The sequence below is a fragment of the Erythrobacter sp. HI0063 genome (genome assembly GCF_001635685.1).
Taxonomy (GTDB): Bacteria; Pseudomonadota; Alphaproteobacteria; order Sphingomonadales; family Sphingomonadaceae; genus Qipengyuania.
Genome location: NZ_LWFF01000224.1, coordinates 39,349 through 52,891 on the forward strand (window position 1 = coordinate 39,349; position 13,543 = coordinate 52,891).

15 protein-coding genes are annotated in these 13,543 nt (G+C 64.3%); 8 read left to right on the forward strand and 7 right to left on the reverse strand.

Features of this window, described 5'->3' with window-relative positions; translation table 11 throughout:
- Positions 1 to 26 precede the first annotated feature (26 nt).
- From ccmC to A3736_RS07410, 8 genes are all read left to right on the forward strand, one after another.
- Positions 27 to 749 (forward strand): heme ABC transporter permease CcmC, encoded by a 723-nt coding sequence (gene ccmC, locus A3736_RS07380; RefSeq protein ID WP_067681094.1) that lies wholly within the window; start codon positions 27 to 29, stop codon positions 747 to 749.
- Positions 746 to 889 carry a hypothetical protein gene (locus tag A3736_RS17040; RefSeq protein WP_156502032.1) on the forward strand — a complete coding sequence of 48 codons (144 nt, stop codon included), beginning with the start codon at positions 746 to 748 and terminating at the stop codon, positions 887 to 889. The genes ccmC and A3736_RS17040 overlap by 4 nt, the downstream gene beginning before the upstream one ends.
- A complete protein-coding gene (gene ccmE / locus A3736_RS07385) occupies positions 886 to 1,359 on the forward strand; it encodes a cytochrome c maturation protein CcmE (RefSeq protein WP_067681097.1) in 474 nt (157 codons plus the stop codon). The genes A3736_RS17040 and ccmE overlap by 4 nt, the downstream gene beginning before the upstream one ends.
- On the forward strand, positions 1,356 to 3,329 hold the full coding sequence (locus tag A3736_RS07390) for a heme lyase CcmF/NrfE family subunit (RefSeq protein ID WP_067681100.1): 1,974 nt from the start codon (positions 1,356 to 1,358) through the stop codon (positions 3,327 to 3,329). The genes ccmE and A3736_RS07390 overlap by 4 nt, the downstream gene beginning before the upstream one ends.
- A complete protein-coding gene (locus tag A3736_RS07395) occupies positions 3,326 to 3,853 on the forward strand; it encodes a redoxin family protein (protein WP_067681104.1) in 528 nt (175 codons plus the stop codon). The genes A3736_RS07390 and A3736_RS07395 overlap by 4 nt, the downstream gene beginning before the upstream one ends.
- A complete protein-coding gene (locus tag A3736_RS07400) occupies positions 3,850 to 4,260 on the forward strand; it encodes a cytochrome c-type biogenesis protein (RefSeq protein ID WP_067681107.1) in 411 nt (136 codons plus the stop codon). Before A3736_RS07395 ends, A3736_RS07400 begins: the two co-directional genes overlap by 4 nt.
- Positions 4,257 to 4,901, forward strand: a complete 645-nt coding sequence (locus A3736_RS07405) for a tetratricopeptide repeat protein (RefSeq protein WP_067681110.1) — start codon at positions 4,257 to 4,259, stop codon at positions 4,899 to 4,901. Before A3736_RS07400 ends, A3736_RS07405 begins: the two co-directional genes overlap by 4 nt.
- Positions 4,902 to 5,015: 114 nt before the next feature.
- Positions 5,016 to 6,998: a potassium transporter Kup gene (locus A3736_RS07410; RefSeq protein WP_067681113.1), complete on the forward strand. Its 1,983-nt coding sequence runs from the start codon at positions 5,016 to 5,018 to the stop codon at positions 6,996 to 6,998.
- A gap of 31 nt (positions 6,999 to 7,029) precedes the next feature.
- On the opposite strand, the gene A3736_RS07415 is transcribed toward A3736_RS07410, so the two are convergent.
- The 7 genes from A3736_RS07415 to A3736_RS07450 all read right to left on the reverse strand — a co-directional run.
- Complete coding sequence (locus A3736_RS07415; protein WP_067681116.1) at positions 7,030 to 8,247, reverse strand: diguanylate cyclase; 1,218 nt, start codon at positions 8,245 to 8,247, stop codon at positions 7,030 to 7,032.
- 86 nt (positions 8,248 to 8,333) lie between these two features.
- On the reverse strand, positions 8,334 to 8,696 hold the full coding sequence (locus A3736_RS07420) for a GNAT family N-acetyltransferase (RefSeq protein ID WP_082851364.1): 363 nt from the start codon (positions 8,694 to 8,696) through the stop codon (positions 8,334 to 8,336).
- Positions 8,697 to 8,800: 104 nt separating this feature from the next.
- Positions 8,801 to 9,445 carry an inner membrane-spanning protein YciB gene (locus tag A3736_RS07430; protein ID WP_067681125.1) on the reverse strand — a complete coding sequence of 215 codons (645 nt, stop codon included), beginning with the start codon at positions 9,443 to 9,445 and terminating at the stop codon, positions 8,801 to 8,803.
- 1 nt (position 9,446) lies between these two features.
- Positions 9,447 to 10,367: a signal recognition particle-docking protein FtsY gene (ftsY, locus tag A3736_RS07435; RefSeq protein ID WP_067681128.1), complete on the reverse strand. Its 921-nt coding sequence runs from the start codon at positions 10,365 to 10,367 to the stop codon at positions 9,447 to 9,449.
- Positions 10,364 to 11,539: a MiaB/RimO family radical SAM methylthiotransferase gene (locus tag A3736_RS07440; RefSeq protein WP_067681131.1), complete on the reverse strand. Its 1,176-nt coding sequence runs from the start codon at positions 11,537 to 11,539 to the stop codon at positions 10,364 to 10,366. Before A3736_RS07440 ends, ftsY begins: the two co-directional genes overlap by 4 nt.
- Positions 11,536 to 12,345, reverse strand: a complete 810-nt coding sequence (gene dapF / locus A3736_RS07445; protein WP_067681153.1) for a diaminopimelate epimerase — start codon at positions 12,343 to 12,345, stop codon at positions 11,536 to 11,538. The genes A3736_RS07440 and dapF overlap by 4 nt, the downstream gene beginning before the upstream one ends.
- 163 nt (positions 12,346 to 12,508) lie before the next feature.
- Positions 12,509 to 13,543, reverse strand: a 1,035-nt coding sequence (locus A3736_RS07450; RefSeq protein WP_156502033.1) for a bifunctional diguanylate cyclase/phosphodiesterase, incomplete at its 5' end; no start/stop codon positions are given.

Consider the following 13,543-nt stretch of genomic DNA (forward strand, 5'->3'; position numbering starts at 1 on the left):
CCAAAGGCCTTGCGGATAAATCACCCATGCATGTCTTCGCCAATCCCAAGCGCTTCCTGTCGCTGGCGCAGTGGCTCACGCCGCTGTTGCTCGTGAGCGGCGTGGTATTGGCAGGCGGAGCGCTGGCATGGGGGCTGTTCGTGGTCCCGCCCGACCGATTGATGGGCGAGACGGTCCGCATTCTCTTTCTTCACGTACCCACCGCCTGGCTCGGCATGGGCGGGTGGAGCGCCATCGCGCTCTCCAGTCTCGTCTATCTCGTCTGGCGCCACCCTCTGGCCGCGCTTGCTGCGCGGGCGGCGGCGGTGCCGGGCCTTGTGTTCACTCTGATCTGTCTCATTACGGGTTCGATCTGGGGCAGGCCCACCTGGGGGACGTGGTGGGTTTGGGATGGTCGGCTGACCAGCATGCTGGTGCTGGCATTCCTCTACGTCGCCTATATCGCGCTGGCCCAGGCTGCCGAGCGCGAAGGTGTGAGCGCACGGATACCCGCCATTTTCGGCCTGCTGGGCGCAGTCAATATCCCGATCATCAATCGCAGCGTGGTGTGGTGGAATTCGCTGCACCAGCCGCCGAGCATTACGATGGGGCGCAGTTCCATCGATGCCGCCTTCCTCACGCCTTTGCTGGTCAGCGTGCTGGGCTTCTCGCTGCTGTTCGGCGCAGTCGTGTTGATGCGAATGCGCGCTCTGTTGGCGGACACGCAGGCCGAGGCCCGGTTGCGGCGCCGGGCGATGGAGGCGGCGTGATGCGCGAGGCGCTCGACCAGTGGGACTTCGTGATCGCGGCTTATGCCGTCGGGCTGCTGGGGACGGTCGCCATGCTCGTCTGGAGCTGGCTGGCGATGCGCCGGGCGGAACGGCGGCGGGACGAGGTGCGCCGCCGATGAGCGCGCGGTTCAAGCCCAAGCACCAACGGCTGGTGCTCGCTCTGATCGCGCTTGCCGTGCTGATCGCAGCGGGCCTGCTCGCGGCCTATGCGCTGCGCAGCCAGGCGAGCTATTTCTATCTGCCCGAGCAGATGCGCGACGATCCGCCGGAGATCGGGCAGGCAGTCCGCCTGGGCGGCATGGTGCAGCAGGGATCGCTCAGCACGCTTTCCGACGGTGTGACCGTGGCCTTTACCGTCACCGGACGGGAAGAATCCGCCATCCCCGTGCGCTTCACGGGCATCCTGCCCGATCTGTTCGTGGAAGGATCGGGCGTGGTCGCGGAAGGCAGGCTGAGCCCCGATGGGACGTTCATTGCCGACAATCTCCTCGCGAAGCATGACGAGAATTACATGCCGCGCGAATTGGAGGGCATGAGCGAAGGGCAGGCCGCCGAAATGGCCGAGGAAACCACTGTGGGCCTGCAATGATCGCCGAACTCGGCCTTGCCGCCCTGTGGCTTGCCGCTGCGCTTGCGGCGCTGCAGCTGGTCACCGGCGCGCTGGCCGTGCGGCAGGATGCGGGCACCGGCGAGGCCGCCATCGCGGACCTGACCCGGCCCGCCACGGTCGTGCAGGGTATATTGGCCGCGCTTTCCTTCGCGGCTTTGCTGTACGTCTTCGCGGTCACCGATCTGTCGGTGAAACTGGTCGCGGACAATTCGCATTCGCTGAAGCCGATGATTTTCAAATTGTCGGGCGCGTGGGGCAATCACGAAGGCTCGATGCTGCTTTGGGTCACCGTGCTTGCCGCGTCGGGCGCGCTGATCGCGCTGGTCGAGCGCCGCCTGCCGGAACGCACGATGCAGGCGGTGCTGGCATCGCAGGGCTTCGTGGCGCTGGGCTTTTACGCTTTCCTGCTTTTGAGCTCCAACCCCTTCGAAAGATTGCCGATTCCGGTCGAGGAGGGGGCGGGGCTCAATCCACTCCTGCAGGATATCGGCCTCGCCTTCCATCCGCCGACGCTTTATCTCGGCTATGTCGGCCTTTCGGTCGCTTTCAGCTTCGCCGTGGGTGCGCTGGTGACGCGGCAGGTGACGCCAGATTTCGCCCGCGCGATGCGACCCTGGGTGCTGGGGGCATGGGTGTTCCTCACGCTCGGAATAACGGCGGGCAGCTATTGGGCCTATTATGAGCTGGGCTGGGGCGGCTGGTGGTTCTGGGATCCAGTCGAAAACGCTTCCCTGATGCCGTGGCTCGCCGCGACTGCGCTGCTCCATTCCGCCAGCGTCCTTGCCGCGCGCGATGCGCTGCGCGCTTGGACGATCATGCTGGGCGTCGTCGCTTTCTCGATGAGCATGCTTGGCACGTTTCTGGTGCGGTCCGGCATCCTAACGAGCGTGCACGCCTTCGCAGTCGATCCCGAGCGGGGGACGTTCATCCTGTTCCTGCTCGCCATCTACATCGGCGGGGCTTTGTTGCTGTTCGCATTGAGAGCCGGCGCGGTGAGCGAAGGCGCGCGGTTTGCCGTCGCCAGCCGCGAAGGGGCGCTGGTGGTCAACAACGTGCTGCTCTCCGCGATCCTCGCGGTGGTATTGCTGGGCACGCTCTATCCGCTTCTGACCGAAGCGTTCGATGTGCGGGTGTCTGTCGGGCCGCCTTACTTCAATCCCGTCGGCGCGATCTTCGCTCTGCCGATGGTGGCGGTGATGGCGGTCGGACCGCTGCTGCGCTGGCGCAAGGACGGGTTCGGACGTATCCGCAAGGAATTGGCGCTGTTGGCGGCGCTTTTGCTGGCAGTGCTGATCCTGGTCTCGCTGCTCGGCGATGTCGCCTTGCTGCCGCTTCTGGGGCTTGCGCTCGCAGCAGTGCTTGCCGTGGGCAGCGTGATGCCGCTGAAAGGGCGCAATTTGCGCCGCGTGCCGATCGCGACATGGGGGATGGTGTTGGGTCATCTCGGCCTTGCGGTCGCTCTGTTCGGAATGGCGAGCGAAAGCGCCTTCACCAAGGAACGCCTCGCCGCGCTGGCGCCGGGCGAAGCGACCACGGTCGGCCCCTGGACGGTGGAGCTCGAACAGGTCGCTCCGGCAGCGGGCGCGAATTGGACGGCGATGGAAGCGCAGCTGTCCGCGCGGCAGGAGGGCGGGGAACCTGTTTCGCTTAACCCGCAGCATCGCACCTTCTGGGCACCGCCCCAGCAGACCGCCGAAAGCGTACTCGAAACGCGCTGGAACGGTCAGCTCTACGCCGTGATCGGCAATCAGGCCGGGGCAGGGGCGGACGGGCCGGCGCGCTGGCAGGTGCGGTTGTGGTGGAAACCGTTCGTGACCTGGATTTGGTATGGCGGCGTGCTGATCGCCATCGGCGGGGCTCTTGCGCTGATCGGCCATGTGCTTCACGATCTGCGCCGCCGCTTCGTGCGCCGCAAGGCTGCGGCCAGGCGCAGGGAAGTGGCGGCATGAGCTGGCGCCTGTGGATTCCCCTGCTGGCCTTTGCGGGCTTTCTCGGCCTTGCCGCCTACCAGTTGACGCAGCCGCGCGACGAGGTGGTGGAAAGCCGGATGGTGGGCAAGGCATTGCCCTATTTCGATCTGGAGCCCGCCACTTCTGGTCTGCCCGGCGCGGCGAGCGACGATTTCAAGGACGGCAAGCCGCGCCTTCTAAATATCTGGGCGAGCTGGTGCTTGCCCTGCATCGCCGAAGCACCGCAGCTGGAACGGCTTCGCGAGGAGGGTGCAACCATCGTCGGCGTCGCGATCCGCGACCGGCCGGAAGATGTCGCGCAATTCCTCGAGCGCCACGGCAATCCCTATGCCGCGATCGGATCGGACGATTTGTCGGAAGTCCAACTCGGCATCGGATCGTCGGGCGTGCCCGAAACCTTCGTCATCACTGGCACCGGCAAGATCGCCTATCAACATATCGGCGACATTCGCGAGCGCGACGTTCCGATCCTGCTGGAGAAACTGCGCGAGGCGGCGGAATGAGGTCGCGCCTTCTTCCGATCGTCCTTGCGCTGGTCGCGGCCGGGCCGCTGGCGGCCCAGCAATCGCTGCCACCCGCGCCGTTCGCCAACCGTCAGCTCGACGATGCCGCGCAGGAAGCGCAGGCGCAGGATCTGATGGAAACGCTGCGCTGCCTCACCTGCCAGTCGCAGTCCATCGCGGATAGCGACGCGCCGATGGCAGGCGATATGCGCCATCAGGTCCGTATTCGTATCGCAGCGGGGGAAACGCCGGAGGAAATTCGTAGCTGGCTCGTCGAACGATACGGCGATTACGTTAGCTATCGCCCGGAAGTCGGTGCCACCACTTGGCCGCTCTTCGCCGTGCCGGTGCTGATCCTGATCGCCGCGCTGGCGATTTTCCGTCGCCGGTTTGCGAGGCAAGGATGAGCTGGCTGGCCATCCTCGCGCTTGCGGTTGCAGGCTTCGCCTTCGCGGCTTTCGTGCTCAAACTGCCGCGCTCGTCGTGGACGCTGTTTGCCGCCGCTCTCCTGTTCGGTCTCGCCGGTTACGCGACGCAGGGCGCGCCCGACCAGCCCGCCGCGCCGAAAACGGCGCAGGCGCTCGATCCCGGATCGGGTGAAGCGATGGTGGAAGCGCGCAAGGAATTCTACGACGAGGGCGTCCTGCCCTCGCGCTATGTGGTGACGGCGGACGGGTTCGCGCGGCGGGGCCAGTATCGCGACGCGATCGATTTCCTGCGCAACGCGGTCGCCGAGAACCCCAACGACTCGCAAGCCTGGGTGGCGATGGCGAACGTACTGGTCGAACACGCCAACGGCACGCTGAGCGAAGCGGCCGAATTCGCCTATGCCCGTGCCAGAGCGACCAATCCCGACAATGCCGCCGCCGATTACTTCCAGGGTATCGCCATGATCCGCAATTCCCGCTTCGAGGAAGCGCGCGAGCTGTGGGCCGCCGCCCTTCAAGCGGCACCCGAGGATGCCCGGTATCGCGCCGATCTCGCCGCCCGCCTTGCCGCGCTCGACCTGGCGATCGCGCGGATCGAGCAGGAACGGCGGGCCGAATGAGCGCGGCGCTGGCGTGTTGCGGGTGCGAAGCCGCAGTGCTAGACGCGCGCTCCTTGCGGCTCGGTCCGGCGATTTTGCCGTAGTGGCGGGCGTGAACGAGAGTTCGATTGCAGCATGAGCGACACCGTCCCAACCCAATCCTCCGCCGCGCCGTCGTCCCTTCCGGGCGAACCGGCATCGCTGGAAAGCGCACCGGGCTCCGCCGATCGCGGCCACGGCCATTCGGGTTCGAAGACGGCGCTTGCCGTCGGCGCGATCGGGATCGTGTTCGGCGATATCGGCACCAGCCCGCTCTATGCGTTCCGCGAGACCTTCTCGCCGCAGAACAGTTTTCAGATCGCCATCGACCGGATGCATGTCCTGGGCGTCGTCAGCCTGATCTTCTGGTCGATGCTGCTGGTCGTTGCGATCCAGTACGTCACCATCCTGATGCGTGCCGACAATAAGGGGCAGGGCGGCAGTCTGGCCCTCGTCGCATTGCTCAGCCGCCATATCGGCAAGTCGAGCTATGGCTGGCTGGTCGTGCTGCTGGGCGTGTTCGCGACGGCGCTGTTCTACGGCGACAGCATGATTACGCCCGCAATCTCCGTCCTATCGGCTGTGGAGGGGCTTACGGTGGTCAACCACCGGCTCGATCCGCTGGTGATCCCGATCGCGCTCGTCCTGCTGGTCGCTCTGTTCCTGTTGCAGAAGCGCGGCACGGCCAAGGTCGGCGCGCTGTTCGCCCCAGTGATGATCGTCTATTTCTTCACGATCGCCGGGCTGGGAATCAACCAGATCTGGCAGAACCCCGACATCTTGTGGGCGCTCAACCCGTATTACGCGGCGATGTTCTTCATCACCGATGGGACGATCGCCTTCCTCGCTCTGGGCGCGGTGGTGCTGGCGGTGACGGGATCGGAAGCGCTCTATTCCGACATGGGGCATTTCGGGCGCGGGCCGATGCGCCTTTCCTGGTTCGGCTTCGTCATGCCGTGCCTGCTGCTCAATTATTTCGGACAGGGCGCCATGATCGCAGGCCTGCCGGCGGATCAGGCAGCCGAAGTCGTGCGCAATCCCTTCTTCCTGCTGGCGAGCGAGGAATGGCGGCTTCCGCTGGTGATCCTTGCCACGATGGCGACCTTCATTGCCAGCCAGGCGGTGATTTCGGGCGCGTTCTCGATCACGCATCAGGCGATGCAATTGGGCTTCATCCCGCGCCTTTCGATCCGTCACACCAGCGAGACCGAAGCGGGCCAGATCTACATTCCGGTGGTGAACTGGGCGCTGATGGTCGCAGTGATCGTGCTGGTGCTGACCTTCCAAACCTCGTCCAGCCTGGCGGCGGCTTATGGTATCGCGGTGACGGGCGCTGTGACGATCGACACGCTGTTGATGGGCGTATTGTTCATCGGGGTGTGGAAATGGAAGTGGTGGTACGCGCTGCCGGTCGTGGTGCTGTTCCTCATCGTCGATGGGGCCTATTTCGCGGCAAATCTCGTCAAGATACCCGATGGGGGCTGGTTCCCGCTGGTGGTGGGCGTGGTCGCCTTCACGCTGCTGACTACCTGGGCGAAGGGCCGCACCCTGATGCGCGACCGGATGAGCGAGATCGCCCTGCCGATCGAGATCTTCGCCAAGAGCGCCAAGAACAGCGCCACCCGCGTACCCGGCACGGCGATCTTCATGGCCAGCCAGACCGCAGGCGTCCCTTCCGCGCTCCTGCACAATATCAAGCACAACAAGGTGTTGCACGAACGCGTCGTGATCCTGACCGTGCTGATCGACGACACGCCCTATGTGGACGAGCATGAGCGGTGCGAAATGGTTGATCTGGGCGATGGCTTCTACCGCGCCGTCCTCCATTATGGCTTCATGCAGGAAACCAATGTGCCCGAAGGCCTGAAGCAGATGCAGCGCTGCGGCGGCGAATTCGACATGATGGATACGAGCTTTTTCCTCAGCCGCCAGACCCTGCTGCCGAGCGAGAAGCCAGGCATGCCGATCTGGCGGGAAAAGATCTTCGCCTGGATGCTCAGGAACGCGGCGACTGCGATGGATTTCTTCCGCCTGCCGACCAACCGCGTGGTGGAGCTTGGGAGCCAGGTGGAGATTTAGAGCGGCCTTCGTGTCGTTGCCGCCCTGAGGTTCAGATGACGACCGCCGGCTGCTCGGCCTGGCTGTCCCAGAGGCTGAACTGGTTCCTGCCCCGTCGCTTGGCGATGTAAAGCGCGGCATCGGCGGCGTGCAGGAGATCCTGCGGTGATCCGGTGGCACCCCAGCTTGCGCGCGCGACGCCGATGCTCACTGTCACGATGCCCAGTCCGTCGCTGCGCGCGGGATGGACGATGGCCAAGTTCGTGACATCGCGCAGGATCAGTCGGGCCAGTCGCGCGGCGACGAGTTCGCCGCGATCCTGAAGGAGGAAGGTGAATTCCTCTCCACCGAAACGCGCGCAAAACGCACCGTCCGTATTCGCGGCGATCCGGGCGAAGCAATCCGCGACCCGGCGCAGGCAGTCGTCTCCAGCCGGGTGGCCCAGCGTGTCGTTATAGGACTTGAAGTGATCGATATCGATCATCAGCGCGGCCAATGGGCGACGCTGGCCGAAAGCCTTTTCGAGCTGATCGGTCAGGCTGCGGCGGTTGGGGAGCTGCGTGAGCGCATCGGTGAGCGAGAGATACCGATAGGTTCGGGTCGCTTCATGCGCGCCGCTGGCTTCGAGCCTGGCGGACAGAGTCGCGAGATAGTCGAGCGAGCGCCGCCTTTCCTCGCGATAGTTCGCATACAGCGCGAAGGCACAGGCGGTGAGGACCTGGACGGTGAAGGCGAAGGCAAGCGGGGTGCCGAGGTCGCTTTTCGACGCGATCGCCAGCAGCGTGACCGCCAGCGCGCCGGACGTGAAGAGGATCGCGTAGAAAAACCGCAATGTCAGCAACATATTGGCGAAGATGATGGTCAACGACAATTCGCCGAAGGTGAACAGGCCCAGCGGCGAATGCGAATTCCAGAACAGGAATACCGGCACGACGTATGTGCCGAAAACCGCTGCTGCGACGAACCGCTCGGTCCAGAGCGGGGAAATGCGCCCAATCGCCCAGACCAGCGCCAGCGCCAGGGGAGTGACCATGCCGAGGCGAAGGATCAGCGAAAGGCCGATAGTGTCCGGCAACAGGGCGAAACTGGTGATATTGTAGAGATTGTAGAAGACGAGGCCGACCAGGATGGCGGAGCGCAGGTCGGCGAGACGCTCCGCAGAATGCTCCGCATCGTAACGCGCCGCGATGGGCGCCTCGAAGCGCAGCAGGCGATCGAGCGCAGGGCGCCCCTTCAGATCGAAATGTTCCTCAAGCCCCGCCCGGTTCATGACAGTTTCTCAGTGGTCCCGAAGGGACTTTCACACAAATTCGTAAACGAGCCTTGAACGTCTTGATCGCTGCACCTTTTTGAAGGTCAGGGCGTCGCATCGGTCGGTAAAAGCGTCTTCGCCAGGTAATGCGAGGCGTGTCCCCTGCGCCTGCCTTCGAGCGTCGCCAGCAATTCGTATCCATTTCGCTCGTAGAAAGGGCGCGCCTGCCAACTGGTTGTTTCGACCAGTGCCTTTTCACAGTCGTTCGCGACCGCGAAAGCTTCCGCGCTTTCGATCATCTGTCGACCGATTCCGGTTCCGCGTGCGTGATCAGCCAGCCACAGCAGTTCGATGTGAAGCGTGTTCCAGTAACATGCGCCGCGCAGGCCGCCGACAAGGTCGCCCGCTTCATCGGTAGCGATCGCGTGGAAGCGGATCTCGGCCTCGCTCGGTTCGAGATCGGGAATAGTGTGGCGGTTGAACCCGCGATGCCCTTGCTGAGCGCGGACCGGATGGCTTCGGGTGGATCGCGATCGATCGTGACGGGCATACGCCTCCTACCGTTCAGCCCCTAGGCCGTCGGCGGCTCGTCTTTCACCACGTCCTTTTCATCCTCCAGCGCCAAGCCGTGGCGCAGGAGCATCGGGATTTGCGAGAGGGTGAAGACGAAGCTCAGCGGCAGGAACACCCACAGCTTGGCCCATAGCCAGCTTTCGAAGCTCATCGTGCGCACCAGCACTTCGTTGAGCGCGGCCATGGCAAAGAAGTAGATGCCCCAATTGCGCGACAGTTTGAGCCAGCCTTCCCGGTCGACGCCTTCGAAAGCGGCTTCCAGCAGCACTTGCAGCATCGCCTTGCCGCGCAGCCAGCCTCCGATCAGCACGATGCCGAACAGGAGATAGATGGCGGTCGGTTTGAATTGGATGAAGCGTTCGTCGCGCAGCCAGATGGTCAGCGCGCCGAAGCCGACGATCAGCGCGGTCGAGAGCATCAGCATCGGGCTGATCTTGCCGAATTTCCATTTCGAGAAGGCGAGCGCCACGACGGCGGCGATCATGAAGGCGATCGTGCCGTAGATGACGGCCGCGATCTCGCCGAAGGTGGATGTTTCGGGCGGCTGGTAGAATTTGTAGACGCCAAGGAAGACGAGCAGCGGCCCGTAATCGACGAGAGTGTTGAGCCAGCCGGATTTGGGCTTGGTTTGCGGTTCGCTCATTTCAGGCCACTCCCGCAATCACGCGCGCGACCAGATCGGGATCGAAGGGGCGCAGATCGTCGATCTTCTCGCCCACGCCGATGGCATGGATGGGCAGACCGTATTGCTCCGCCGCGGCGACCAGGACACCACCGCGCGCCGTGCCGTCGAGCTTGGTCATGACGAGACCGGTCACGCCCGCGACTTCCTTGAAAACGTCGATTTGGTTGAGCGCGTTCTGCCCGTTGGTCGCATCGAGCACCAGGACGACATCGTGCGGCGCTTCGGGGTTCAAGCGCCCGAGAACCTTTCTGATCTTGGCCAGTTCGTCCATCAGCTCGCGCTTGTTCTGCAACCGGCCTGCCGTGTCGACGATCAGGGCATCGGTGCCCTTGTCGGTGGCAAGTTTGACCGCGTCAAACACGATGCTGGCCGGATCCCCGCCTTCGGGGCCGCGCACCAGCGGCACGTCGATCCGTTCCGCCCAGGTGGCGAGCTGGCCAATGGCCGCGGCGCGGAACGTGTCGCCCGCCGCGAGCATGACCTCGTAATCGTCTTCCTGAAACAGGTGGGCGAGCTTGGCGATGGTGGTGGTCTTGCCGCTGCCGTTGACGCCGATCACAAGCACGACCTGCGGGCGCGGAAAGGCCGTCACTTCCAGCGGCTTTGCCACCGGACGCAGGATCGCGGCGATTTCCGCGGCCACGGCTTCCTGCAATTCGCGCTGGCTGATTTCGAGTCCGAAGCGTTTTTCGCGCAGGCGTTCGCGAATGCGGCGCGCGGCGGTGGGGCCCAGATCGGAGAGGATCAGGGCATCCTCGACATCGTCCAGCGTCGCTTCGTCCAGCCGCGCGGTGCCGACCACGTCGAGATTGGCGGCCAGCCGCTCCGACGTCTTGCGGAAGCCACCGAAAAGGCGTTCGCTCCAGCTGGGTGAACTCATACGAGAAGTCTGCCTTCGATTGTGCGCGGGGTGAGGGTCGCGATGGTCCCGGCGGCCATGCCGTCGGGAAGCGCGATCCTGGCGAAGTTTTCCGCATAGCCGCTGCCGTCGCGTTCGGCGAGGACGCTGAGCGGTTTGTCGACGAGCGTCGCCAACCACTCGGCCTGCGTAGCGGCGGCCACCGCCCGCAGTTCGGCGGCGCGGGCCTTCACGATCGCGCGATCGACCTGCGGCATGCGCGCGGCAGGCGTGTTGTCGCGCGGGGAATAGGGAAAGACGTGGCAATGGACGATCTGGAGATCGCGGACGATCGAGAGATTGGCCTCGTGATGCTCGTCGCTTTCGGTCGGGAAGCCGGCGATGAGGTCCGCCCCGACTGCAAGGTCCGGACGTCGCGCACGCAGATCGGATACCAGCTTTACCGCTTGAGCGCGCGAATGGCGGCGCTTCATGCGCTTGAGGATCAGATCGTGCCCGTGCTGGAGCGAGAGGTGGAGATGCGGCATCAGGCGTTTCTCGCTAGCGAAGAGTTCGAACAACAGCGGATCGATCTCTATCCCGTCGAGCGAGGACATGCGCAGGCGGGCCAGGTCTGGAAAACCCTCGAGAATCGCCTGGACCAGCGCGCCCAGCGGCGGGCGGTCAGGCAGATCGTGGCCCCAGCTCGTCACATCGACGCCGGTGAGAACGATTTCCGGCGCGCCTTCCATGAGATGCCGTTCCACCTCGCGCAGCACTTCGGCGATCGTCAGCGAACGGCTGGCCCCGCGTCCCTGCGGGATCACGCAGAAGGTGCAGGCGTGATCGCAACCGTTCTGCACTGCCACAAAGGCGCGGGTGCGGTGCTTGGGCGCGGGCGGTGCAGTTTCGGGCAGGTTCCAGGCGCGCGGATCGAGCTTGGCCGCATTGGCGACGAGTCCGTCCACTTCGGGCATGGCGGCGATCGCCTCGCGCTCGGTCTCGGCAGCGCAACCGGTTACGATCAAACGTGCGGCGGGATTGGCGCGACGGGCGCGGCGGATCGCCTGCCTTGTCTGCCGCACCGCCTCACGCGTGACGGCGCAGCTGTTGACCACCACGAGATCGCGCTCGCCCGCCATCATGGCGCGCATGCGCTCGCTCTCGGCGATGTTGAGACGGCAGCCCAGCGTTACGAGTTCGGCACCGCTCACGCGTAATCGTCCCACTCGAAGCTGCCGCGATAGCTTTCGGTCGCGGGGCCGGTCATGCGGATGCGGCCATCCTGCTGCCAGGCGATGGTGAGTTCGCCGCCGGGCAATTCCACCGCGACCTCACGCTCCACAAACCCCCGGCGCATGGCCACCACCGCCGTCGCGCAGGCGCCCGTGCCGCAGGCGCGAGTGAGACCGGCGCCCCGCTCCCAAACGCGGAGGCGTATCCGCGTCCGGTCAATTATGGTCGCGACATTCACGTTGACGCGTTCGGGAAACAGCGGATCGATCTCGATCTCCGGGCCGATCCGGTCGAGCGCGATGGCATCCGTGTCCTCGACGAAAAACACCACATGCGGATTGCCGACATTGGCGGCACCGGGATCGCGCAAATCGTCCCACCCGACTGGCATGGTCAACGTATCCATCGGATAATCGAGCGGGATCGCGTCCCATTCGAAGCGCGGCACGCCCATATCGACGCTTGCGCCCGTCTCGGTTGGCTCCAGCGCGATCGTTCCGCCTGCGGTTTCGACCGAGGCGGGCGCGCCGTGCAGGATGGCGACCGCACGCGAGGCATTGCCGCACGCGCCCACTTCGCCGCCATCGCTGTTAAATATCCGCATTCGGAAATCGGCGCTGTCGCTCGGTTCGAGAAGGATCAGCTGATCGCATCCGATCCCTTCCCGGCGGTCGGCCAGAGCCGCCGCCATGCGCGGTTCGATCGCGGGTAGGGCATCGCCGCGCGCATCGAGCACGACGAAGTCATTGCCCAAGCCGTGCATTTTGGTGAAGGGAACGCGCATAATCGCCACCGCGTCTAAATTGCTCGGCTACTCGGGTCCAGCCTCTCGCGTTTCCGGGCCTGCGGTATCAGGCTCCACCGCTCTTATTGTTTGGTGCGATCAGGCTCCGCCGATCGTGATCTTTGCTGCGATCAGGCTCCGCCGATCCGGCGGGTTTTCGCGATCAGGCTCCGCCGATCGCCATGCGGGGAGCGCTGCCGAGCTCATTATCCGGGGCTGCGAGCAGCCCATGCTCGCGCAGCCGGTCGATCACTGCGGAGGCCGTTTCGGGGCGACCGTAATGATACCCTTGGCCCTTGAGCCCGCTCATGGACCGCAGGGAGTTCAGGATATCCTCGTTCTCGATCCCTTCTGCGGTAATCGGCATTTTGAGCCCCGCACCCATCGCCACGATCGCATCCACCAGCTTGCTGCTGGCCTCGCCATTGTTGATCTCGCGGATGAAGCTGCGGTCGATCTTGATGCGATCGAATGGCAACGTGCGCAATTGCGAAAGGCTGGCATAGCCGGTGCCGAAATCGTCGAGGCTGACGCCGACGCCCTGATTGCGCAGCGAAGCGATCATCGTGCGGACCGACGATATGTTATCGTGCAGGCAGCTTTCGGTAATCTCGATTTCCAGGCGGGAGGCAGGGAAATTGTGCTGGATCAGGAGTTTGAGGAATTTCTGCGAGAACCACGGATCGCGAAGCTGGATGGGCGAGATATTCACCGAGAGCGTAAGGCTGGGATCCCATTCGCGAGCATCCTTGAATGCCTGGATTATGAGGCATTCGGACAATTCGTCGATCACGCCGATTTCCTCGGCGATGGGGATGAAGATATCCGGGCCGACCAGGCCGAGCGCAGGCGATTGCCAACGCGCCAGCATTTCGAAGCCGACCAGTCGGCCGCTTTCGATATCGACCTGCTGTTCATAGAAAGGAACGAACTCGCCTGCTGCGATCCCGGCCCGGATGCCGTTTTCAAGCTGGCTGCGGAATTTGAGTTCCTGCTCCATCACGGGTTCGAACCAGACATAGCGGTTCTTGCCGTGTTTCTTGGCGTGATACATGGCGATGTCCGCCTTGTGCATCATTTCGTTCGGCCACTCGTCCATAGAGAGGCCCGGCGCGACGTCGCGGCACCCGACGATGCCGACCGACATGCTCGTCGCGATCGCGATATCGTCGCGCACGATCGGTTTGGCGACCGCTTC

Coding starts and splice junctions, on each gene's coding strand:
- ccmC (WP_067681094.1), top strand. CDS start 27: ATGCATGTCTTCGCCAATCCCAAGCGCTTCCTGTCGCTGGCGCAGTGG.
- ccmE (WP_067681097.1), top strand. CDS start 886: ATGAGCGCGCGGTTCAAGCCCAAGCACCAACGGCTGGTGCTCGCTCTG.
- A3736_RS07390 (WP_067681100.1), top strand. CDS start 1,356: ATGATCGCCGAACTCGGCCTTGCCGCCCTGTGGCTTGCCGCTGCGCTT.
- A3736_RS07395 (WP_067681104.1), top strand. CDS start 3,326: ATGAGCTGGCGCCTGTGGATTCCCCTGCTGGCCTTTGCGGGCTTTCTC.
- A3736_RS07400 (WP_067681107.1), top strand. CDS start 3,850: ATGAGGTCGCGCCTTCTTCCGATCGTCCTTGCGCTGGTCGCGGCCGGG.
- A3736_RS07405 (WP_067681110.1), top strand. CDS start 4,257: ATGAGCTGGCTGGCCATCCTCGCGCTTGCGGTTGCAGGCTTCGCCTTC.
- A3736_RS07410 (WP_067681113.1), top strand. CDS start 5,016: ATGAGCGACACCGTCCCAACCCAATCCTCCGCCGCGCCGTCGTCCCTT.
- A3736_RS07415 (WP_067681116.1), bottom strand. CDS start 8,247: ATGAACCGGGCGGGGCTTGAGGAACATTTCGATCTGAAGGGGCGCCCT.
- A3736_RS07430 (WP_067681125.1), bottom strand. CDS start 9,445: ATGAGCGAACCGCAAACCAAGCCCAAATCCGGCTGGCTCAACACTCTC.
- ftsY (WP_067681128.1), bottom strand. CDS start 10,367: ATGAGTTCACCCAGCTGGAGCGAACGCCTTTTCGGTGGCTTCCGCAAG.
- dapF (WP_067681153.1), bottom strand. CDS start 12,345: ATGCGCGTTCCCTTCACCAAAATGCACGGCTTGGGCAATGACTTCGTC.